Origin of the sequence: Ensifer oleiphilus, assembly GCF_013371465.1 — a bacterium.
Taxonomy (GTDB): Bacteria; Pseudomonadota; Alphaproteobacteria; order Rhizobiales; family Rhizobiaceae; genus Ensifer; species Ensifer oleiphilus.
This window is the reverse complement of sequence record NZ_JABWDU010000001.1, coordinates 73,223-95,908: the sequence shown is the minus strand read 5'-3', so window position 1 is coordinate 95,908 and position 22,686 is coordinate 73,223. Positions and strand designations below refer to the sequence as shown.

Sequence of the window (22,686 nt, the reverse complement as noted above, 5' to 3'; positions counted from 1 at the left end):
AACTCGACTGCTGCGCTTCAGCCTTCATTTTGTGCAGGTTGATGTCGCAAGACCGATGCACACTTTTGCGCGAGCTGCGTTGGGCTGTTAAACCGCGCGGCCGGCGCACCGGCGCCACCCTCGGACCCTAAAAGGCTAAGGGAACCGGCATTTTAACGATGCCTGTGAATGTTGGTCGACATTTTTACCATCTGAAAAATTTTGGGTGTTTTTTTGCCGCGACCGTGCAAGGATGCCGCCACCCTAGCCCCCGCGAGAGGGGTGGGTTCCGCAGACAGGCTCCATCAGGGGCCCGCGGGAGGACCCGATAAAGATCAATAGCGACAACAGGGCTGCACGATGAAAAAAACAATTCTCGGTCTCTTTGCCTTTTCCATGATGTCCGCGACGGCTCTGGCCGCCGACATCAAGCCGGCCATCATTTACGATCTGGGCGGCAAGTTCGACAAGTCGTTCAACGAAGCGGCCTTTAACGGCGCCGAAAAATTCAAGACAGAATCGGGCGTCGAATACCGCGAGTTCGAAATCGCCAACGACGCACAACGCGAGCAGGCGCTCCGCCGCTTCGCCAGCGACGGCAACAACCCGATCGTCATGGCCGGCTTCAACTGGGCCGCACCGCTCGAAAAGATCGCCGCCGAATATCCCGACACCAAGTTCGCGATCATCGACATGGTGCTCGACAAGCCGAACGTGAAGTCGATCGTGTTCAAGGAACAGGAAGGCTCCTACCTCGTCGGCGTGCTCGCCGGTCTTGCGTCGAAGTCGAAGACCGTGAGCTTCATCGGCGGCATGGACGTTCCGCTCATCCACAAGTTCGCCTGCGGCTATGTCGGCGGCGCAAAGTCGACCGGCGCTGACGTGAAGGTTCTCGAAGCCTACACCGGCACGACGCCTGACGCCTGGAACGACCCGGTCAAGGGCGGCGAAATCGCCAAGTCGCAGATGGACCAGGGGTCGGACGTGGTCTACCACGCCGCCGGCGGCACCGGCGTCGGCGTTCTGCAGGCAGCGGCAGATGCCGGCAAGCTCGGCATCGGCGTCGACTCCAACCAGAACGGCCTGCAGCCGGGTAAGGTTCTGACCTCGATGCTGAAGCGTGTCGACGTCGCCGTCTACGAAGCCTTCACCGCTGCCAAGAACGACAAGTTCGAGTTCGGCATTTCCAACCTCGGCCTCAAGGAAGATGGCGTCGGCTACGCGCTCGACGACAACAACAAGGCCCTGATCACCCCGGAAATGCTCGACGCGGTCGAAAAGGTCAAAGCCGAAATCATCGCCGGCAAGGTCCAGGTTCACGACTACATGAGCGACGAAGCCTGCCCCTACTAAGGGCTTCCGCCTTCAAATAAGAAAGGCCGCCGTTCGCAAGAACGGCGGCCTTTTTCATTTGCTGCGCTGTGTTGGGCCTCAGTAATGTGGCGGGCGGGTGATCGGCGGCGCGTCGAGCGATTGCTCCTCGAGGCTGAGAAAGCGTTCCGTCAGCCGGTCGAGTTTTGCCCGCGTCTGCTCCACGACCTTCCATTGCTCGGCGAGCTGATCGGAGAGCTCCTCGATCGTCTTGGCCTGGTGGGCCACCGTCTCTTCGAGCCGGGTGATCCGGTCTTCGGCATTGTTCATTACAGCTGCTCCGTCCGGTCCCCGCCACCTGGGCGCACGACATCATGTGGATTTGCCGGCAGATTGGCCAGCGAATGGGCGCTGTCAAGCAGATTGCGCGTCAGGCGCTCGCCGTGGATCCGCTTGTGAGCGAAAATCCCGGATCGCTGGCCGACAGCTTCTTGTGGAGATGCACCATCATGCCGGCGGCAAAAAGCGGCGTCAGCAGGTTGAGGAACGGAACAGCAAGGAAGGCGGCAAGAAGCAAGCCGGCCAGAAACACGGTCGAGCGGTGCTTGGCCCGGAAGAGCCGCGCCTCGGCCGGCGACCGGTAGCGCATGGCGGCAAATTCGAAGAACTCGCGGCCGAGCAGGTAGCCGTTGACGAGGAAGAAGGCGATCAGGTTGACGCCGGGCACGAGCAGCAGGAACAGTGCCAGAATATTGCCGAGGATGACGACGCCGAGGAACTTTGCGGAGCCGACCATCGCCTCGCCGAGCGGCAGGGGCCTGCCGGCAGGCTCGTTCGGATAATCGCGCGCTTCCACCACTTCGGCCACATCATCGAGGAACAGGCCGGCGATCAGCGCTGTCACCGGCGCCAGAAGCAGGGCCAACGCCAGCGCCAGACCGAGGCTCGCGAAGATGCCCAGCACGAAGGTGAGCCAGCCGGCCCATGCGGGTGTACCGGGCATCAAGGCATCGAGCCACGGCAAGGCGAGCCATATGAACAGTTCGCGCAGGCAGAACCACAGTGCTGCGAGCGCGAGAAGCGTCAATCCGAGGACCTTCCAGAACACCGAGCGGGTCTCCGGTGCAAAGAGATTGGCGAGAGAAAGCCGCGCCGCGTCCAAAATCATCAAATCTCTCCAGTGCCGGGCAGGGTTCGATGAGGCATGTAGGCAGAAGCGCTCGCATCGACAAGGCAGGAAGGCCGGCATCACCCGCTTTCGGCAAAATTCCTGCGGGCGAAGACGGACGAACCATGGCAAACGCCATGGGGAGCGATATGGTAGAGCATGTCGCGCAAATGCGCGCGGAGGTCTTGCTATGACGACATGCGCAAGAACAAGAGCTTTCGAACAAGGACCTGCGCGCGCGGGTCGACCGGAACGACCAGCGGCCCACAGGTGGCAGGCGGACAAGGGGAGACAATGACCAGACAGAAAACGCTCGCCGGGCTTTCGGTACTCGTCCAGGACGGCAAACTCGACCCGGTCACGCTTGCCGAGGAAACGCTTGCCGGCATCGAAGCGCATGGCGACCAGGCGGTCTTCGTCGGCCTCACCCGCGAGCGCGCACTGAAGGAAGCGTCAGCCGCCTCGACTCGGCTCCGAGCCGGCCGGTCGCTTGGCCTGCTCGACGGTCTTCCGGTCGCCTGGAAGGACCTCTTCGACGTCAAGGGCAGCGTGACCACCGCCGGCTCGGCTGTTCTGCGCGACACACCGCCCGCCGGCAGCGATGCCGCGGTGGTCGCAGCGGTTGCCGGTGCCGGCATGGTCAGCGTCGGGCGGACCAATATGAGCGAGTTCGCCTTTTCCGGACTCGGCATCAATCCGCACTACGGCACGCCGCACAATCCGGCGTCGACCGATGTTGAGCGCATTCCGGGCGGCTCCTCGTCCGGCTCGGCGGCAGCCGTCGCGGCCGGCCTCGTGCCGGCGGCAATCGGCACCGACACCGGCGGGTCCGTGCGCATCCCGGCGGCAATGACCGGCATCGTCGGCTACAAGGCAACACGCGGCCGCTATTCGATGAAGGGCGTGTTTCCGCTTGCCGAAAGCCTCGATTCGCTCGGCCCCCTCTGCCATACGGTGCAGGACGCGGTCTGGCTCGACGCCGCCATGCATGGATTGACCGCACCGGTGGTGCGCCGCGGCGAGATCGCCGACCTTAAGATCGTCATCCCCGAAACCATCGTCTTCGACGAGGCGGAGAGCGAAGTCGTCGAAGCCTTCGAGGACGCGATCAAACGGCTGGAAAAAGCGGGCGCCACGGTCACGCGCCGCCCCTTCCCGACGTTCAAGGCGGTGTTCGACCTGATGGCCCGCCACGGCGCGCTGGTCACCGCCGAGGCTTACGCGCTGCACCGGGAGCGCCTGGCGGGCCCGCAGGCCGAACGCATCGACCCGCGGGTCGTCGCCCGCACCAGGCTTGGCGAGAAGATCACCATGCCCGACTACATCGCGCTTCTCGACGCCCGCGACCAGTTGATCCACGAAACGGTCGAGAGCCTGAAGCCGGGCGAACTCATCGTCCATCCGACGCTACCCCATGTCGCGCCGCCGGTGGCACCGCTGCTCGCCGACGACGAGCTGTTCTTCAAGACCAATGCCAGGACGCTGCGCAACACGCTCATCGGCAATTTCCTCGATTTCTGCGGCATCTCGATCCCCTGCGGCACCGGCGCCGGAGAAATGCCCGTCGGGCTGCAACTGGCGGCGCCGCACCATCAGGACGACCGGCTGCTGTCGATTGCCCTTGCCGCCGAAACGGTGATCCGGGGAGAGGCATGATCGTCTGTTTCGATATCGGCGGATCGGCGATCAAGGGCGCGATCGTGCATGCGCGCGACCGGATTTTTCCGCTGCCGCGCCGCGCGACACCGCTCAACAATTTTCGCCAGTTCGTCCAGGTACTCGAATCGGTGCTCGACGAGGCCGGCGGCCATCCGGAATGTGTGGCGATCTCGATTACCGGCGTCATCGATCCGGAAACGCGGCGGATCAAATGCGCCAACATCCCCTGCATCGACGGCCGCGAGCTGGTTGCAGAACTCGAGCGTGAACTGCACCTGCCGGTCAAGATCGCCAATGACGCCGATTGTTTCGCGCTTGCGGAAGCCGGCGCCGGCGCCGGGCGCGGCCATCGCATCGTCTTCGGAGCCATCCTCGGCACCGGCGTCGGCGGCGGACTGGTGGTCGGTGGCGAGCTGATCAACGCCGACGGTGGCTTTGCCGGTGAATGGGGACACGGTCCTGCTCTTGCCGCGGAAGCCGGAGAGCCGCCCGTTGCCATCCCCGCCTATGCCTGTGGCTGCGGCCAGAAGCGCTGCGTCGACACCGTCGGCGGCGCGCGCGGGCTCGAACGGCTGCACGAAACCGTACACCGCAAGACCCTGTCGAGCCACGAGATCATCGAGGCATGGCTGAAGGGCGATACGGAGGCGAAGCGCACCGTCGAGATCCTTGTCGACCTCGTCAGTTCGCCGCTGGCAGTGGTCATCAACACGACGGGCGCGACCATCGTGCCGGTCGGCGGCGGACTTTCCAATGTCGAGCCGTTGCTGGAGGAGATCGACAAGGCGGTTCGTAGCCGGATTCTGCGGCAATTCAAGCGGCCGCTGGTCGTGCGCGGCGAATGTCAGGTCGAGCCGGGGCTGATCGGCGCCGCCCTGCTCGGCCTTGGAGGAGAAAAAGCATGAGCGGAATTGGTCTCGAGGTTTGCGTCGACGACGCCGACGGGCTTGCGGCGGCAGTCGAGGGCGGAGCCGACCGGATCGAGCTCTGCGCAGCGCTCTCCGTCGGCGGGCTGACGCCGACGGCCGGATTGATGGCGCTCGCCGGGCCGCCACGGGTGCCCGTCTATGTCATGATCCGACCGCGGCCGGGCGACTTCGTTTTCGGCGCCGGCGATCTCGACATGATGCGCCGCGATATCGATGCGGTGCGCGAAGCCGGGCTTGCCGGTGTCGTGCTTGGCGCTTCGCTCGCCGATGGCCAATTGGATGCTCCGATGCTCCGAAAGCTGACGGGTCACGCCGCCGGCCTCGGCCTCACGCTCCACCGCGCCTTCGACCTGGTGCCGGATTTCAAGGACGCGATCGAACTGGCAGTCGAGCTCGGCTTCGAGCGGATCCTGACATCAGGCGGCGCCAGAAGCGCGCCGCAGGCGATCGAAAAGCTTGCGGAGCTTGTGGCGCTCGCCGCCGGGCGTCTTTCGATCATGCCGGGCTCGGGCGTGACGCTCAATACCGTAGACGCGTTGCTTGAAAACCTGTCGGTCAGCGAAGTGCATTCGTCCTGCTCGATCCGTGAGCCGGCTCACGATCCACGCCTGGTCAGCATGGGATTCGTGGCCGAGGATCGGCGTCGCACGGATGTGGCAACCGTTCGGGCGATGAAGGCGCGGCTTTCGCGGTAGGGCTGCCGGCGCTCAAGGGCGTCACGACGCACCGCAACACCAATGAAAAGGCCCGACGATCGCCTCTGATCGTCGGGCCTTTCTGATTTTGCGCCTCGACGGAGACGCTCATTTTTTTCGTCGTTAATCAGGCAGCGTAGACCTTGTCGCCGCCGATCCAGGTCGATCCCATGGCGAGCTCAGGCGTCAGCAGCACGAAGTCTGCGTCCGCGCCGGGCAGCAGGCGGCCCTTGTGCGAGGAGAGACCCATGGCGTCGGCGGGATAGGCCGATGCCATGCGAAGAGCTTCCTCGAGCGGAAGCCCAAGCTTCTCGTGCACGAAGCGCACCGACGACAGCATGTCGATATCGGCGCCGGCAAGTGTGCCGTCTGCCAACGTCAGACGGCCGCCGTGGCGCAGGATCTCGCGGCCGTTGAGCTCGAAGCTCGTCATGTCCGTCCCGATCGGCGACATCGCATCGGTGACCAGGAAGATCTGGCCGGGACCCATCTTGGCGCGCAGCGCCACACCCATAGAGGCCGGGTCGACATGGTAGCCGTCGGCGATCAGGCCCGCATGCAGAGTTCCGGTCGCAAGCGCTGCACCGACGACGCCCGGCTCGCGGTGGCCAAGGCCGCTCATGGCGTTGAAGAGATGCGTCACCGTCTTCGCCCCCGCCTTGGCGTAGGCGACGGCGGTCTCATAGCCGACATCCGTATGGCCGAGGCTGACGACGGCGCCGGCGTCGGCCAGCGCGCGCACCTGCTCCTTCGTGGCGTTTTCCGGCGCGACGGTGACCATGAGCACACCGAGCGCCCTGGCGCAGTCGAGCATCTCCTTCAGGTCGGCATCATCCATCGGGCGGATCAGCGCCGGATCATGCGCGCCCTTGCGCGCGACCGAGAGGTGCGGACCTTCCAGATGCAGGCCGAGGAAGCCCGGCACGCCAGCCGCCTTCGCCTGAAGGCCGGCGGCAATCGTTGCGGCGCGCACCTCGCGCGTGTCGGTGATCAGCGTCGGCAACAGTGCCGTGGTGCCGAACTTCGCGTGCGCCGAACAGATCTGGCGAATGCCGTCCAACGTCGGCTCTGCGTTGAGCAATGCGCCGCCGCCGCCATTGACCTGCAGATCGATGAAGCCAGGCACCAGCAGCAGACCATGCGTGTCGATGACTGCGGCATCCGCCGGCACATCACCGGCGGCCACGATGGCCTTGACGCGGCCGGCCTCGATCAGGAGGGCGGCGCCATCGTGCCATTCGATGCCATCGAACAGGCGGGCGCCGATGATTGCCTTCTTCTCGGTCATCTCGTCTCCGTTACCTTCTTGAGGCTGGCCGGGGCATCGGGGTTGAGGCCGCGCGAGCGCGACCAGGCTTCGACGAAGCCGTAGAACGGCAGGATCAGGGTCAGCGCGTCGGTGATCGGGTGTCCCGTCTCGACGAAAGGCAGGCGCTTTGCCTTGCCGGCGCGGCTCGACGTCACATGCACCACAGCACCCTTCTCGGCCATGCCGTCGGCGATCTCGGCGACGGAGCCTTCGGCCGCATCGCGCGCGGCAAGCGTCAGCACCGGGAACTTGGCGCCGACAAGCGCGACCGGCCCGTGCAACACTTCGGCTGCCGAATAGGCTTCGGCATGCATGCCGGAGGTCTCCTTGAACTTCAGCGCCGCCTCGCTGGCGATCGCCAGTGCCGGGCCGCGGCCGAGCACGTAGAGCGATTCCGCCTCGCCGAGATCGGCGGCAAACTCGTGCCAGTCAAGCTTCACCGCCTTGGCGAACTGGTTCGGCAGATCGGCCACGGCGCGCTGCAACGCAGCGTCGCCGGTCCATTCGCCGAGAACGGCAAGGCCGGCGACGATGGAGTTGACGTAGGACTTGGTCGCGGCAACGGCGATTTCCGGGCCGGCGAGAATGTCGAGCGGATGGGTGCAGGCCTTCGAGATCGGCGAGGGCAGAGTGTTGGTGAGCGCGATCGATACGGCACCGGCATCGGTTGCCGCCTGCGCCATCGCGACGATGTCAGGGCTTTTCCCCGATTGCGAAATGGCAATCGCGGCCGCGCCACCGAGTTTCAGCTTGGCACCATAGATCGAAGCCAACGACGGCCCGAGCGAGGCGACCGGGCGACCGGCCTGCAGCTCGATGGCATATTTCAGGAACAGCGCCGCATGGTCGGACGAGCCGCGGGCGATCGTTACCAGGAAGGCCGGGTCCTTGGCGCGCAAGGCGGAGCCCGCTGCCTTGAGCTGGTCGGCGGAGCGCTCCAGCAGGCGCTGGGCTGCCTCAGGGATCTCGTCGATTTCTCGGCGCATGTTGGTCTGCATGGTCAATTCCTTATCTTGGCGGTTCCGTCGGTCAAGATTCCGACAGGGTCAGTTCCGCGACAAAATCATAGGCGTCGCCCCGGTAGAGCGAGCGGGTGAATTCGACGACGCGTCCCGATGCGAGATAAGAGACGCGTTCGATGGAAAGGCCGGCAGAGCCCACGGCGACGCCGAGCATGGAGGCATCCGGATCCTTGATGTTGCAGGCGGAGATGCGCTGGACGGCGCGCACCGGCCGCGAGCGGGTCTTGTCGAGCGCTGTGTAGAGCGACGACGTGACGGCCTGCGGATCCGGCAAGAATTCGGCCGAGATGCTCGCACGCTCGATCGCCAGCGGCATTTCGTCGGCGATACGCAGACGCCCGAGCCTTGCCACCAGCGCATCGGCCGGCAGGCCCAGCGCCATCATCTCGTCCGGCGACGGATGGTAGAGGCCACGTTCGAGCCAACGGGCATGGGTGTTCAAGCCACGGCGCGCCATGTCCTCGGTAAAAGAGGTCAGCCGCGACAGTGACTGTTGCACCTTGGAGACCGGCTTGACGACAAAGGTGCCGGAGCCGTGGCGCCGCACCAGCAAGCCGTCGCGTACGAGATCGTCGACCGCCTTGCGAACGGTAACGCGGCTGATATTGGCGTAGTCCGCCAGATCGCGCTCCGGCGGCAAGGCGTCGCCATGATTGAGCTTGCCCGACTGGATCGCGTCTTCGAGGGATTGGCGCAGCTTGAGATAGAGCGGCCCGGAGCCGCCCGCCTGCAGGCCTTCGAGCGGCAGAATGGCGGCGAGATGGTCGGTCATGCGCCAACCTCCTTGCGGGAGCCGAAGCGCTGTGCGGCGAGCGCCACGGCGCCGGTCAGGGCGTCGGCCTCGGCTTCGACGAAAAGCGGCTGGTGGCGCTCGGCAAGCCATGGACGGTAGAGCGGCGCGAGACCGCCGAGAAGGCAGAGCTTCCGCCCTCCGCGAGCAACCACGACGTCAAGCGCTTCGTCGACCGTGACTGCCGCCGTCTTCAGCAAACGCACGGCGACGGGATCGCCCGCCTGCGCAGCTTCAAAGACACGCGGGGCATAGCGGCCGAACTCGCCCGGCTTTGCCAGGCGCGCGAAATCGACGACATTGCTCGGATCATTCTTGAATTCAGCCATGACGCTATCGGTGACAGGCGATGCCTCGTGAATGCCGTCGAACGCAAGCAGGCTTTCCTGCAGGAGGGCATGACCGATGCGTGCACCGCTGCCATGGTCGCCGATCGTGAAGCCCCAGCCGCCGACATAGCTGATCGTGTCGCCGCGGCGCAGGATGTAGATGCTGCCGGTGCCGAGAATGGCGACGGCGCCGTCTTCGTCGCCGAGCGCGCCCTGCAGGGCGATCAGGCCATCCGATTCGATGTCGGCCGCGGCAAACGGCAGGCGGCGCTTCACATAGTGAACCGCATCGCCGACGTTATGTCCCGCGACGCCGACAAGCGCCCGCGCCTGCGTTATACCCGCGGGATCAAGACCGGCTTCTTCGAACGCAGCGCGCGCAGCGCCGGCGATATTGGCGAGCGCCGTTTCGGGATCCGTCAGGATATTGGCGGCACCAGCCTTGCCGCGACCGAGAATACGACCATCCCCCGCAGCCACAGCCGCCCGACAGCTTGTTCCGCCGCCATCGATTCCAATCAGGTAGTTTGGCATGAGCACCTCCGCCCGTTGAAGATACCAAAAAAATACCAATAACCAAGCGCGAATTGGTCTCGACAGTCAATTTTGAAATAACACACTGAATAACAATGGATAATTTCAGCGATTGCTTTTTTCTGGCTTCAAAATGTAAATTCTCCTAGACAATTGGTATTTTTTTGGCATTAATTCGCCCAGAGGAGACACAACCTATGCCTTCAGTGAAGACCGAGGAGCGTCACGACAATGCCAAAGGCCTGGATGTCATGCATCCGGCGCTGGCGCTTCGGCTGCTCGCATCCGGGCAGCAGGCGGCAGCAAAGGTCGTCGACGCTGCGATCGAGCAGATTTCCACTGCTGCGTCCCTGGCCGCAGAAGCGCTTGGCGCCGGACACCGCCTCGCCTATGCCGGCGCCGGCAGCTCAGGCCTGATGGCCATGGCCGATGCGCTGGAACTCCCCGGCACCTATGGTATCCCGCAGGACCAGATCGTCATTCTGCTTGCAGGTGGTGCTGCCAGCCTCAGCGACCTCGCCGGTGGCTACGAAGACGACATGGATCTGGCGCGCGAAGACGTGCGCAAGGCTGGCATCTCTGCGGGCGACTGTCTGGTCTCGGTGTCGGCCAGCGGCTCGACACCCTATGCGCTGGCCGCAGCCGACGAGGCGCGCAAGCTGGGCGCCAAGGTGATCGCCGTCGCCAACAATCCTGGTGCCGCCCTCTTCGAGGACGCAGATGTCGCCATCCTGCTGCAGACGCCGCCGGAAGTCGTTTCCGGCTCGACCCGCATGGGTGCGGGCACGGCGCAGAAGATCGCCTTCAACATGTTCTCGACGCTGGTCGGCATCCAACTCGGCCACGTGCTCGATGGCCACATGGTCAATCTGCGTGCCGACAACATCAAACTGCATGGCCGGGCGGTGCGGATCGTCACCGACATTACCGGCGTCAGCGCGTCCGAGGCCGGACGGCTGATCAATGCCGCATCCGGCTCGGTCAAGATCGCCATCCTGCTCGCCTCGGGGGCGAAGGACGTGGCGGCAGCCGAAGCGACGCTCAACCAGACCAAGCAGAATCTGCGCCGGGCGATCGACATCGTCTCGGCCTGACAAGAACCTGGGATTCAAACCGCGCCAGAACGGCGCATATAAGAGGGAGAAGCTAAATGACCCGTACGACACTGAAGGGCCTGCTGCTCGCGTCGAGCATTCTCGGCTCGGCCGGCCTGGCCCACGCCGAAGACGTGACGCTGACGATCGAAAGCTGGCGCAACGACGACCTGGCGATCTGGCAGGAAAAGCTGATCCCGGCGTTTGAAGCCAAACATCCGGGTATCAAGGTCAAGTTCGCTCCGACCGCCCCGACCGAATACAACGCGGCACTGAACGCCAAGCTCGACGCCGGTTCGGCTGGCGACCTCATCACCTGCCGCCCGTTCGACGCCTCGCTGGAACTCTACAACAAGAAGCACCTGGCCGACCTGACCGCACTTCCGGGCATGGAGAACTTCTCGCCGGTCGCTAAGTCCGCCTGGACGACGGACGACGGCTCGGCCACCTTCTGCGTGCCGATGGCTTCGGTCATCCACGGCTTCATCTACAACAAGGACGCCTTCGACCAGCTCGGCATCCAGATCCCGACGACGGAAGCGGAATTCTTCGCGGCTCTCGACAAGATCAAGGCCGACGGCAACTACATCCCGATGGCCATGGGCACCAAGGATCTCTGGGAAGCCGCGACCATGGGCTACCAGAACATCGGCCCGACCTACTGGAAGGGTGAAGAAGGCCGCGCTGCGCTGATCAAGGGCGAGCAGAAGCTGACCGACGCCGCCTGGGTCGAGCCCTACAAGGTTCTGGCCAAGTGGAAGGACTACCTCGGCGACGGTTTCGAAGCCCAGACCTACCCGGACAGCCAGAACCTGTTCACGCTCGGCCGCGCTGCGATCTACCCCGCCGGCTCGTGGGAAATCGGCCTGTTCAACACCCAGGCCCAGTTCAAGATGGGCGCCTTCCCGCCTCCGGTTAAGAACGCCGGCGACGCTTGCTACATCTCCGACCACAACGACATCGGCGTCGGCCTCAACGCCAAGAGCGAACATGCCGAAGAAGCCAAGAAGCTCCTGACCTGGATCTCGTCGCCGGAATTCGCCGACATCTACGCCAATTCGCTGCCGGGTTTCTTCAGCCTGAACTCGACCGCCGTGAAGATGGCCGATCCGCTCGCTCAGGAATTCGTTTCCTGGCGCGAAAAGTGCAAGCCGACGATCCGCTCGACCTACCAGATCCTGTCGCGCGGCACGCCGAACCTCGAAAACGAGACCTGGGTCGAATCTGCAAACGTCATCAACGGCACGGATACGCCTGAGGTGGCCGCAGAAAAGCTGCAGAAGGGTCTCGACGGCTGGTACAAGCCGGCAAAGTAAGCGCAACTGGTTCCCTCCCTTCACGGGGAGGGTCGGCCCTACGGCGCCAAGCGTCTGTTGAGACGCGCTACCGTCGCCGTAGCACTTTGAATTGCTGCACGTTGTCATTCTCAGATCCGCAGGATCCGAGGAAAGGTGCAGCAAGGGCCGGGCGGGAGGACATTGCCCAAGAAGGCACTCCCCCAGCCGCAGCGTCATCGACCTCCCCGTGATGGGGAGGTCCCCGACGCAGTCGTTTGCAAAAGAACGCGATAGCCTTAACCTTCGTCATGAGCCCGGATCGGGGCAGGCGTTATGCGGCAAGACCGGCCGCGTGGCGTCGACACGCATCATGATCCCTGAGGGAACCGGTCGAACAAGCGGGTACGATCCATGAGCAACGCCACTTCACTGCAAGAGGGACAGCCGACCGCGAGACGGCCGAAACGCTGGCACATCCTCGTCTTTCTGCTGCCGGCCCTGCTGGTCTATTCCGCGGTCATGATCCTGCCGCTGATCGAGACGCTGCGCCTTTCGCTGTTCAACATGGTCGACGGCCAGCCGACCTTTGTCGGCCTGGCGAACTTCCAGGTGTTGTTCGGTGACGAACGCTGGGCACATGATTTCTGGAACGCGCTGAAAAACAACGTCATCTTCTTCATCATACACATGTGCGTGCAGAACCCGATCGGCGTCGCGCTGGCAGCCATGCTGTCGATCCCGAAGCTGCGTTTCGTGACCTTCTACAGAACGGCGATCTTCCTGCCGACGCTGCTCTCCTTCGTTATCGTCGGCTTCATCTGGAAGCTGATCCTGTCGCCGATCTGGGGCGTGGCGCCCTGGATGCTCGATCTCGTCGGCCTGAAGTCGATGTTTGCCCCCTGGCTCGGCAAGCCCGGCTCGGCACTCATCGCCGTGTCGCTCATCTCGGTCTGGCAATATGTCGGCATCCCGATGATGCTGATCTATGCCGCGCTGCTCAATATTCCCGATGAAGTGATCGAGGCTGCCGAATGCGACGGCGTCACCGGCTGGAGCCAGTTCTGGAAGATCAAGCTGCCGCTGATCCTCCCGGCAATCGGCATCATCTCGATCCTGACCTTCGTCGGCAACTTCAACGCCTTCGACCTGGTCTACACCGTACAGGGGGCGCTAGCCGGTCCTGATGGTTCGACCGACATTCTCGGCACGCTGCTCTATCGGACCTTCTTCGGCTTCCAGCTGCAGCTCGGCGACCGCTCGATGGGAGCGACGATCGCGACGGTGATGTTCCTGATCATCCTTGCCGGAGTGTCGCTCTACCTCTTCGTCATCCAGCGCCGCATGCGCCGCTATCAGTTCTAAGGGAGGCCGAGATGCAAGCACGCCACTCCATTTTCCGCACCGGCTTCGTCCACGCAGCACTGATCGCCTATACTTTGATCTCGCTGTTTCCGGTGTTCCTGACGGTCATCAACTCGTTCAAGGATCGAAATGCCATCTTCCGGGCGCCGCTGTCGGTCCCGACACCCCAGACCTTCAGTCTGATCGGCTACCAGACGGTTCTCGGCCAGGGCGACTTCGCCACATACTTCCAGAACAGCTTCATCGTCACGATCGTCGCGATCGCGCTGGTGCTCCTGTTCGGCGCCATGGCCGCCTTTGCGCTCTCCGAGTACCGCTTCCGCGGCAACACGCTGATGGGGCTCTATCTCGCGATCGGCATCATGATCCCGATCCGGCTCGGCACCGTCGCCATCCTCCAGGGCATGGTAGCGGCCAACCTCGTCAACACGCTGACGGCGCTGATCCTCGTCTATACGGCGCAGGGGTTGCCGCTTGCCGTGTTCATCCTGTCGGAGTTCATGCGCACGGTTTCCGACGACCTGAAGAACGCCGGTCGCATTGACGGGCTGTCGGAATACTCGATCTTCTTCCGCCTCGTCCTGCCGCTCATCCGGCCGGCAATGGCAACGGTTGCCGTGTTCACGATGATCCCGATCTGGAATGATCTGTGGTTCCCGCTGATCCTGGCGCCGGCGGAAGCCACCAAGACGGTCACCCTCGGCTCGCAGATCTTCATCGGCCAATTCGTCACCAACTGGAATGCGGTGCTTGCGGCCCTGTCGCTCGCCATCCTTCCGGTTCTCGTCCTCTATGTCATTTTCTCGCGGCAGCTGATCCGCGGCATCACCGCAGGAGCAGTCAAGTGAGTTCAGAAAGCAAACCGGTCCGGGTCCTCGTCGCGGGTCTCGGCAACATGGGGCGCAGCCATGCGCTCGCCTACCACAACAATCCCGGCTTCGAGATCGTCGGCCTGGTCAATCGTTCCAAGGTCGAGCTTCCGGAAGAGCTTCGCGGCTACGAAATCCATCCGGATTTCAACAGGGCGCTCGCAGAACTGAAGCCCGATCTCTGCTCGGTCTGTACCTATTCCGACAGCCATGCGGACTATGCGGTCGCCGCCTTCGAAGCCGGCTGCGACGTGTTCGTGGAGAAGCCGCTGGCAACGACGGTCGCCGATGCAGAGCGCGTCGTCGCGGCAGCCAAGGCGCATGGCCGCAAGCTGATCATCGGCTACATCCTGCGCCATCATCCCTCGTGGATCCGGCTGATTGCCGAAGCCCGCAAGCTCGGCGGTCCTTACGTCTTCCGCATGAACCTGAACCAGCAGTCGAGCGGCCCGACCTGGGAGACCCACAAGTCGTTGATGAAGACGACGCCGCCGATCGTGGATTGCGGCGTGCACTATGTCGACGTCATGTGCCAGATCACCGACGCCAAGCCGGTGGAAGTGCGCGGCATGGGCCTGCGTCTGTCCGACGAGATCGCGGAGGACATGTACAACTACGGCCACCTGCAGGTGATCTTCGAAGACGGTTCGGCCGGCTGGTATGAGGCCGGCTGGGGTCCGATGATCTCCGAAACCGCCTTCTTCGTGAAGGACGTGATGTCGCCAAAGGGCTCGGTGTCGATCGTCATGGACCCGAATGCCAAGTCCGATGACATCGACACGCACACCAAGACGTCGGTCATTCGCGTGCACACGGCGGAAACCGGACCCAACGGCCGCTTCCTGAAGCCGGACGAAGACCTGACCATGGACGGCGAACCCGGCCATCAGGAACTCTGCGATCGTGAACAGGCCTATGTGCTGAAGGCGATCCGCGAAGACATCAATCTCGACCGCCACATGAACGACGCCGTCCAGTCGTTGCGCATCTGCCTTGCGGCGGATGAGAGCGTGCGCAGCGGCCAGCCGGTCAAACTTTAAGAGGGGCAATCAGGTGGGATCACTTCAACTCAAATCCATCCGCAAGGCCTATGGAAGCCATGAGGTTCTCAAGGGCATCGACCTCGAAGTGAAGGACGGCGAGTTCGTCATCTTCGTCGGTCCTTCCGGCTGCGGCAAGTCGACCTTGCTGCGCACAATCGCAGGCCTCGAGGACGCGACCTCCGGCAGCGTCCAGATCGACGGCGTCGAAGTCGGGCACGTGGCGCCCGCCAAGCGCGGCATCGCCATGGTGTTCCAGTCCTATGCGCTCTATCCGCACCTGACGGTGAAGGACAACATGGGTCTCGGCCTGAAGCAGGCAGGCAAGCCCAAGGCCGAAATCGAGGAAAAGGTCGGCAAGGCGGCAAGCATGCTGTCGCTCGATCCCTATCTCGCCCGCCGTCCGGCCGAGCTTTCCGGCGGCCAGCGCCAGCGCGTCGCCATCGGCCGCGCCATCGTGCGCGAACCAAAACTGTTCCTCTTCGACGAACCACTGTCGAACCTCGACGCGGCCTTGCGCGTCAACACCCGGCTCGAGATCGCCCGGCTGCACCGCAGTCTCAAGGCCACGATGATCTACGTGACCCACGACCAAGTCGAAGCGATGACGCTGGCCGACAAGATCGTGGTGCTCAATGCCGGCCAGATCGAACAGATCGGCTCGCCGATGGATCTCTACAACCGACCGGCCAATGTCTTCGTCGCCGGCTTCATCGGCTCGCCGCAGATGAACTTCATCGACGGCGCCCGGCTCGGCGACAAAACCGCCAAGACGATCGGTATCCGCCCGGAACATCTTGGCCTGTCACGCGAGAGCGGCGACTGGAAGGGCAAGGTCGTGCATGTCGAGCATCTGGGCGCAGACACCATCGTCTACCTCGAGTCCGAGCAGGTGGGCCTGATCACCGTTCGCCTGTTCGGCGAACATCGCTACGCCCCGGACGATATCGTCTATGCGACGCCGATGGTCGGCAGCATGCACCGTTTCGGCGCCGACGACCGCGTACTCGCCTGAGACGACAAATCCGGCGACAGAGCCGGATCACAGCTTGGTGATATCAAGCCGCCGTGGTGCCGAAAGCGCTGCGGCGGTTGATTCTTTTCGTGGATTCAACGCGCCGCATCCCGGTGTTGCACTGCGGCGCAAATTAACATACATTTGTGTTTGTATATTAGCGTTCCGGTATTTTCCCTTCCTGATGCCGGTCCTGCTTCCCTTCACTTCCGGACCGCGCAGCCCTGCGACCCACGCTGGCTGCGCACGGTCACCGAATATGGACATCGCTATGCGCATGAACCGACCGACACTGGCCGCCGCCTTGGCAACCGTGATTTTGCTTTCCGGCTGCCAGAAACAAGAAGAACAGGCCGCTCCCGCCTTCCCGCCATCGGCTGTCGCCGTCTTCACGACCGCATCCGAGACCCTGCCGATCACCAACGAGTTGCCGGGCCGCATCACCGCGACGCGCGTCGCCGAGGTTCGTCCGCGCGTCTCCGGCATCGTCGTCGAACGCGTCTTCCAGCAGGGCACCAAGGTGAAGGAAGGCGACGTGCTCTACCGCATCGACCCGGCTCCCTTCCAGGTCCAGGTCGAGAAGGCCGAGGCGACGTTGCGCCGCGCCGAGGCCGTGCGCCTCCAGGCCGAGCAGAAGGCTGCCCGCCAGGAAGCGTTGAAGAAGGCCAACGTCGTTGCCGCACAGCAGTTCGACGATGCATCCGCCCTGCTCGCTGCAGCAGCTGCCGATGTGGCCATCGCTCAGGCCGGTCTGGCTGCTGCCAAGCTCGACCTGCAATATGCCAACGTGACCGCGCCGATCAGCGGCCAGATCGGCCGCGCGCTGATCACCGAGGGTGCGCTGGTCAGCGCCAACAGCTCGGAAAACCTCGCCACGATCCAGCAGCTCGATCCGCTTTATGCCGACTTTACCCAGTCGGCGACCGATCTCATCCGCCTGCGCAAGGCGCTCGAAGACGGCAAGATGTTGAGCGGCGAGCAGGTGGCCGAGGTTCAGCTGATCCTCGACGACGGCACGCCGTACGAACACAAGGGCAAGCTGCTGTTCTCCGAAGCCGCCGTCGATGCGACGACCGGCCAGGTGACGCTGCGCGGCGAATTCCCCAACCCCGACGGCGACCTGCTTCCGGGCATGTATGTCCGCGTGCTGGTCCAGCAGGGCGTCGAAAAGGACGCGATCACCGTGCCGCAGCAGGCTGTCCAGCGCAACAATGCCGGCCAGTCTCAGGTCTACGTCGTCGACGCCGACAAGAAGGTCGAGTTCCGCAACGTTACGCTTGGACGCACCGTCGGAACCCGCTGGCAGGTGACGTCAGGCCTGAAGCCCGGCGAAAAGGTCATCGTCGAAGGCTTCCAGAAGATCGGCCCCGGCGCACCAGTGGAGCCGACCGACTGGGACCCGAACGCCAAGCCTGCGGCCGAAGCAGCGCAGACGACCGCGGCGGCTGACGAAAAGCCCGCTGAAGCCACAAAGTGAGTGCTGATTAATGCCCAGTTTTTTCATCGACAGGCCGATTTTTGCCTGGGTGGTGGCGATCTTCATCATGATCGCCGGCATCATTGCGATACCGCTTCTGCCGGTATCGCAATATCCTGATGTCGCACCGCCACAGATCTCCATCAACACCAGCTATCCCGGTGCCTCCTCCCAGGACACCTATCAGAGCGTCACCCGGCTGATCGAAAACGAGCTGAACGGCGTCGAAGGCCTGCTCTATTTCGAATCGACCTCCAGCGCCTCCGGCTCGGTCGATATCAGCGCCACCTTTGCGCCCGGTACAGATCCGGGACAGGCGGCCGTCGACATCCAGAACCGGGTTCGCCGCGTCGAACCGCGCCTGCCCGATTCGGTCAAGCGCCAGGGCGTGCAGGTCGATGAAGCCGGTTCCGGCTTTCTGATGATCGTCGCACTCACCTCGACCGACGGCTCGATGGATGCCATCGGTCTCGGCGACTATCTCAGCCGCAACGTGCTGAACGAGGTCCAGCGCGTGCCCGGCGTCGGCCGTGCGCAGCTGTTTGCGACCGAACGCTCGATGCGCATCTGGCTCGATCCGGACAAGATGCTCGGCCTCAACCTGACCGCCGCCGACGTGACGAACGCCATCCAGGCACAGAACGCCCAGATCGCATCCGGCTCGATCGGCGCGCAGCCGAACCCGATCACGCAGCAGATCAGTGCTCCGGTCGTCGTCAAGGGCCAACTGTCGAGCGCCGAGGAATTCGGAGCGATCGTGCTTCGCGCCAATCCGGACGGCTCCTCCGTCCGCCTGCGCGATGTCGCACGCGTCGAAATCGGCGGCGAAAGCTACGCCTTCTCGACCCGCCTGAACGGCAAGCCGTCCGCGGCTATCGCCGTGCAGCTGTCGCCGAGCGGCAACGCCATGTCGACGTCTGCCGCGATCAAGGAGCGCATGGACGAACTGTCGAAGTTCTTCCCGCAGGGCCTCGAATATTCGGTTCCCTACGACACCTCGCCGTTCGTCGCCGTCTCCATCGAGAAGGTGCTGTCGACGCTGGTCGAAGCGGTTGCGCTCGTCTTCATCGTGATGTTCCTGTTCCTGCAGAACATCCGCTACACCATCATCCCGACGCTCGTCGTGCCGGTCGCCCTGCTCGGCACCTGTGCGGTCATGCTGGCGATGGGCTTCTCTATCAACGTGCTCACCATGTTCGGCATGGTGCTGGCGATCGGCATTCTCGTCGACGATGCGATCATCGTCGTCGAGAACGTCGAACGCATCATGTCCGAAGAGGGGCTGACGCCGAAACAGGCGACCCGCAAGGCGATGAAGCAGATCACCGGCGCCGTCATCGGCATCACGCTGGTTCTGGCTTCGGTGTTCATTCCGATGGCCTTCTTCCCAGGCGCCGTCGGTGTGATCTATCGCCAGTTCTCGCTGACGATGGTCGTGTCGATCCTGTTCTCGGCGCTGCTTGCGCTGTCGCTGACGCCTGCACTCTGCGCCAGCTTCCTGAAGCAGGTTCCCAAGGGCCACCACCACGCCAAGCGCGGCTTCTTCGGCTGGTTCAACCGCTCGTTCGACAAGACGTCGCATGGCTATAGCGGCATCGTGAAGCACATGGTCCACCGGACCGGTCGCTACATGGTCGTCTACCTCGCGGTCCTCGCCGGTCTCGGCTGGCTGTTCATGAAGCTGCCGTCGTCGTTCCTTCCGGACGAAGACCAGGGTTTCGTGATCGTCATGATGCAGCTGCCCTCCGAAGCGACGGGCAACCGTACGACCGAGGTGGTGGAGCAGGCCGAAAAGATCTTCGGCCAGGAGCCGGCTGTCGAACGCATCATCGCGATCAACGGCTTCTCCTTCTTCGGCACCGGACAGAACGCAGCTCTCGCCTTCGTGACGCTGAAGGACTGGAAGGAACGCGACGCCGACAACGCCGCGCAATCGATCGCCATGCGCGCGACGATGGCGATGAGCCAGATCAAGGATGCGATCAGCTTTGCGCTGTCGCCGCCGGCGATCCAGGGCCTCGGCACCACAGGCGGATTCTCCTTCCGCCTGCAGGATCGCGGCGGTCTCGGCGAAGCGGCGCTCTCGCAGGCCCGCGACCAGCTTCTCGGCCTTGCGGCTCAGAGCAAGATCGTCACCGGCGTTCGCTTCGAAGGCATGCCCGATGCGGCTCAGGTCAGCGTGACAATCGACCGCGAAAAGGCCAATACCTTCGGCGTGACGTTTGCCGACATCAACTCGACGATCTCGACCAACCTCGGCTCGTCCTATGTCAACGACTTCCCGAATGCCGGCCGCATGCAGCGCGTGACGGTGCAGGCGGACGAGGGTCAGCGCATGCAGACGGCGGATCTGTTGAACCTCAACGTTCGCAACGCCAATGGCGGCATGGTTCCGCTCTCGGCCTTTGCGACCGTCGAGTGGGTCAAGGCATCGACCCAGACGATCGGCTACAACGGCTACCCGTCGGTGCGCATCAGCGGCGAAGCGGCCCATGGCTTCTCATCCGGTGACGCGATCGCCGAGATGCAGCGGCTTGCCGGACAGTTGCCGGCGGGCTTCGGCTACGAATGGACCGGCCAGTCTCTGCAGGAGATCCAGTCCGGTACCCAGGCGCCTCTCCTGATCGCGCTGTCGTGCCTGCTGGTCTTCCTGTGCCTTGCAGCCCTCTATGAGAGCTGGTCGATCCCGGTCGCGGTCATCATGGTGGTTCCGCTTGGGGTCATCGGCTCGGTTCTGGCCGTGACAATGCGCGACATGCCGAACGACGTGTACTTCAAGGTCGGCCTGATCGCGATCATCGGGTTGTCGGCGAAGAACGCCATCCTGATCATCGAATTTGCCAAGGAACTGCGCGAGCAGGGCAAATCGCTGATCGATGCGACGCTGGAGGCAGCGCACCTGCGCTTCCGCCCGATCCTGATGACGTCGCTCGCCTTCACGCTCGGCGTTCTGCCGCTGGCGATCGCCACGGGCGCAAGCTCGGGCAGCCAGCGCGCCATCGGTACCGGCGTGATGGGTGGCATGATCTCGGCAACGGTGCTGGCGATCTTCTTCGTTCCGGTGTTCTTCGTGTTCGTCACGAAGCTGTTCGGACGCAAGAAGGCCGAAGCCACACCGGCTGCAGCCGAGACCCCGACACCCGCCGAGTAATACGACAATCGACGGCCCGCCTTCTCGGCGGGCCGTTCTGCAAGGAGGAATGAATGCGCCGAACGAAAGCCGATGCGGAGGCAACCCGGCAGAAGATCCTGAGTGCTGCCGAACGTGTGTTCTACGCAAAGGGTGTTTCCAACACGACACTGGAGGACGTGGCCAAGGAAGCGGGCGTGACCCGCGGCGCCATCTACTGGCACTTTTCCAACAAGACCGATCTTTTCCTGGCCCTGCATGACGCAGTCCCCCTGCCCCAGGAAGACATGATCGCGCAGGAGATTGAGGCCGAGACCGCCGATACGCTGGCAATCGTCGAGGATGCGATGGGCGCCTGGATCGATATTCTGGCCGCCGACGAGCAACGCCAGCGCATCCTCACCATCATGCTGCGCACCAACTACGACGGCGATATGAGCGAGGTCCTGACGCGACACAGGGAACTCGACGAACATCACAATGCCCTGCTCGAGCTGGCCTTCGCCCGTGCCCTTGCCAGCGGCTATATGCGCGACAGCTGGACGCCGACGTCGGCGACCCGCACGCTTCACTGGATGATGCTGGGCCTCTGTACCCAGTGGCTGCTTTTCGGCCGCAGCTTTGACATTGTTGCGGAGGGACGCGATGGGTTGAGGCGACTGTTTTCCAGCTTTCGCACGCCTCGCGCCGCCCGCACCCCGCCGGCACCCCTTAGCTGAACACCACCGTTTTGTGACCGTTGAGCATGACACGCCGCTCCAGGTGCAGCTTGACGGCACGCGCGAGTACTCGGCTCTCGATGTCGCGGCCGCTCGCGACGAAATCATCCGCCGTCAACGCGTGGCTGACGCGTTCGGTCTCCTGCTCGATGATCGGCCCTTCGTCGAGATCGGGGGTGACGTAATGGGCCGTGGCGCCGATCAGCTTGACGCCGCGCTCGTGGGCCTGGTGATAGGGTTTTGCCCCCTTGAACGACGGCAGGAACGAGTGATGAATGTTGATCGCCTTGCCATAAAGGCGCTTCGACAAGGTGTCGGAAAAGACCTGCATGTAGCGCGCCAGGATCACCAGGTCGGCGCCGGCCTCCTGCACGAGATGCAGCAGCTTCTCCTCCTGCTCCGCCTTGTTGGTCTTGGTTACCGGCCAATAGTGATAGGGCACTGCTTCAAGGTCGGCCGTCCGCCGGCTGTCCTCGTGATTGGAAACGATGGCAACGACCTCGGCGTTCAGCCAGCCGACGCGGATCTGATAGAGCAGATGCAGAAGCGCGTGGTCGAACTTCGAGACGAGGATGACGATCCTCGGCCTGCGCGCGACTTCCGTCAGCGTGGTGCGCATCTGGAACCGGTCGATGGCCGGTTGCAGCGCCCGCTCGACGTCGTCCCCTGCCATGCCCTCGGGTGCCTGGAAGGCGATGCGCATGAAGAAGCTGTTGGTGTGCCGATCCCAGAACTGGCTGCTTTCGGCAATGTTGGCGCCAAGGCCGGCCAGTTCCGTCGTCACAGCGGCAACGATGCCCGGCTTGTCGTCACAGGACAGCACAAGGATAAATGTGTTGGTGGCCATGGTCCCCTCCGATCAGCGGCTCTGCCGGGCGCGCTGGCGCCCTTGCCGATTGCTGCGTAGGGGCAGAGCACGAAAGCCGCAACGCCCGACGTGGCAGGCGAATGCGCTTTCTTTCATCGTGATATCAGGAC

The 22,686-nt window shown here is 63.6% G+C and carries 20 protein-coding genes; 13 read left to right on the top strand and 7 right to left on the bottom strand.

All coding sequences use genetic code 11. The features are described 5' to 3' along the window. Nucleotides 1–339 precede the first annotated feature (339 nt). A complete protein-coding gene (locus HT585_RS00455; RefSeq protein ID WP_112809329.1) occupies nucleotides 340–1,332 on the top strand; it encodes a BMP family lipoprotein in 993 nt (330 codons plus the stop codon). Nucleotides 1,333–1,410: 78 nt separating this feature from the next. Here the strand turns inward: HT585_RS00455 and HT585_RS00450 are convergent, their stop codons facing one another. Continuing rightward, complete coding sequence (locus tag HT585_RS00450; protein WP_077499404.1) at nucleotides 1,411–1,620, bottom strand: SlyX family protein; 210 nt, start codon at nucleotides 1,618–1,620, stop codon at nucleotides 1,411–1,413. Between the two features lie 100 nt (nucleotides 1,621–1,720). Next, nucleotides 1,721–2,458, bottom strand: coding sequence for a sulfate transporter family protein (locus HT585_RS00445; protein ID WP_176351137.1), 738 nt, complete (start codon nucleotides 2,456–2,458; stop codon nucleotides 1,721–1,723). A 294-nt stretch (nucleotides 2,459–2,752) separates the two neighbouring features. Here HT585_RS00445 and HT585_RS00440 point away from each other — a divergent pair, with 294 nt between their 5' ends. From HT585_RS00440 to HT585_RS00430, 3 genes are read left to right on the top strand one after another with little or no spacing between them, the layout of a single operon-like run. Next, nucleotides 2,753–4,114 (top strand): amidase, encoded by a 1,362-nt coding sequence (locus tag HT585_RS00440; RefSeq protein WP_176351136.1) that lies wholly within the window; start codon nucleotides 2,753–2,755, stop codon nucleotides 4,112–4,114. Next, on the top strand, nucleotides 4,111–5,022 hold the full coding sequence (locus HT585_RS00435; protein WP_176351135.1) for an ROK family protein: 912 nt from the start codon (nucleotides 4,111–4,113) through the stop codon (nucleotides 5,020–5,022). The genes HT585_RS00440 and HT585_RS00435 overlap by 4 nt, the downstream gene beginning before the upstream one ends. Next, nucleotides 5,019–5,741, top strand: a complete 723-nt coding sequence (locus HT585_RS00430; RefSeq protein ID WP_176351134.1) for a copper homeostasis protein CutC — start codon at nucleotides 5,019–5,021, stop codon at nucleotides 5,739–5,741. The genes HT585_RS00435 and HT585_RS00430 overlap by 4 nt, the downstream gene beginning before the upstream one ends. Before the next feature lie 127 nt (nucleotides 5,742–5,868). Here the strand turns inward: HT585_RS00430 and nagA are convergent, their stop codons facing one another. The 4 genes from nagA to HT585_RS00410 are packed head-to-tail and all read right to left on the bottom strand — an operon-like array spanning nucleotide 5,869 to nucleotide 9,725. After that, nucleotides 5,869–7,029: an N-acetylglucosamine-6-phosphate deacetylase gene (nagA, locus tag HT585_RS00425; RefSeq protein ID WP_176351133.1), complete on the bottom strand. Its 1,161-nt coding sequence runs from the start codon at nucleotides 7,027–7,029 to the stop codon at nucleotides 5,869–5,871. After that, nucleotides 7,026–8,048, bottom strand: a complete 1,023-nt coding sequence (locus tag HT585_RS00420) for an SIS domain-containing protein (RefSeq protein ID WP_176351132.1) — start codon at nucleotides 8,046–8,048, stop codon at nucleotides 7,026–7,028. Before HT585_RS00420 ends, nagA begins: the two co-directional genes overlap by 4 nt. Nucleotides 8,049–8,079: 31 nt before the next feature. Continuing rightward, entirely contained in the window at nucleotides 8,080–8,844 is a 765-nt protein-coding gene (locus tag HT585_RS00415; protein WP_176351131.1) for a GntR family transcriptional regulator, read from the bottom strand. Beyond that, nucleotides 8,841–9,725 carry a glucosamine kinase nucleotide-binding domain-containing protein gene (locus tag HT585_RS00410; RefSeq protein ID WP_176351130.1) on the bottom strand — a complete coding sequence of 295 codons (885 nt, stop codon included), beginning with the start codon at nucleotides 9,723–9,725 and terminating at the stop codon, nucleotides 8,841–8,843. Before HT585_RS00410 ends, HT585_RS00415 begins: the two co-directional genes overlap by 4 nt. 197 nt (nucleotides 9,726–9,922) lie before the next feature. Here HT585_RS00410 and HT585_RS00405 point away from each other — a divergent pair, with 197 nt between their 5' ends. From HT585_RS00405 to HT585_RS00365, 9 genes are all read left to right on the top strand, one after another. Further along, entirely contained in the window at nucleotides 9,923–10,819 is an 897-nt protein-coding gene (locus tag HT585_RS00405) for an N-acetylmuramic acid 6-phosphate etherase (RefSeq protein WP_176351129.1), read from the top strand. Between the two features lie 56 nt (nucleotides 10,820–10,875). Further along, entirely contained in the window at nucleotides 10,876–12,135 is a 1,260-nt protein-coding gene (locus HT585_RS00400) for an ABC transporter substrate-binding protein (protein WP_176351128.1), read from the top strand. A 372-nt stretch (nucleotides 12,136–12,507) separates the two neighbouring features. Further along, entirely contained in the window at nucleotides 12,508–13,458 is a 951-nt protein-coding gene (locus HT585_RS00395) for a carbohydrate ABC transporter permease (protein WP_176351127.1), read from the top strand. A gap of 11 nt (nucleotides 13,459–13,469) precedes the next feature. Further along, nucleotides 13,470–14,306 carry a carbohydrate ABC transporter permease gene (locus tag HT585_RS00390; RefSeq protein WP_176351126.1) on the top strand — a complete coding sequence of 279 codons (837 nt, stop codon included), beginning with the start codon at nucleotides 13,470–13,472 and terminating at the stop codon, nucleotides 14,304–14,306. Further along, nucleotides 14,303–15,367: a Gfo/Idh/MocA family oxidoreductase gene (locus HT585_RS00385; protein ID WP_176351125.1), complete on the top strand. Its 1,065-nt coding sequence runs from the start codon at nucleotides 14,303–14,305 to the stop codon at nucleotides 15,365–15,367. The genes HT585_RS00390 and HT585_RS00385 overlap by 4 nt, the downstream gene beginning before the upstream one ends. Before the next feature lie 13 nt (nucleotides 15,368–15,380). Then, complete coding sequence (locus HT585_RS00380) at nucleotides 15,381–16,382, top strand: ATP-binding cassette domain-containing protein (protein ID WP_176351124.1); 1,002 nt, start codon at nucleotides 15,381–15,383, stop codon at nucleotides 16,380–16,382. Between the two features lie 271 nt (nucleotides 16,383–16,653). Continuing rightward, a complete protein-coding gene (locus tag HT585_RS00375; RefSeq protein WP_484840036.1) occupies nucleotides 16,654–17,859 on the top strand; it encodes an efflux RND transporter periplasmic adaptor subunit in 1,206 nt (401 codons plus the stop codon). Between the two features lie 10 nt (nucleotides 17,860–17,869). Beyond that, the gene (locus HT585_RS00370; RefSeq protein ID WP_176351122.1) at nucleotides 17,870–21,010 is read left to right on the top strand and encodes an efflux RND transporter permease subunit; all 3,141 of its coding nucleotides are present in this window, start codon (nucleotides 17,870–17,872) and stop codon (nucleotides 21,008–21,010) included. Between the two features lie 53 nt (nucleotides 21,011–21,063). Next, on the top strand, nucleotides 21,064–21,708 hold the full coding sequence (locus tag HT585_RS00365) for a TetR family transcriptional regulator (RefSeq protein WP_176351121.1): 645 nt from the start codon (nucleotides 21,064–21,066) through the stop codon (nucleotides 21,706–21,708). Here the strand turns inward: HT585_RS00365 and purU are convergent. Then, entirely contained in the window at nucleotides 21,701–22,555 is an 855-nt protein-coding gene (purU, locus tag HT585_RS00360) for a formyltetrahydrofolate deformylase (RefSeq protein WP_176351120.1), read from the bottom strand. The two genes, HT585_RS00365 and purU, sit on opposite strands and share 8 nt — an antisense overlap. Nucleotides 22,556–22,686 lie beyond the last annotated feature (131 nt).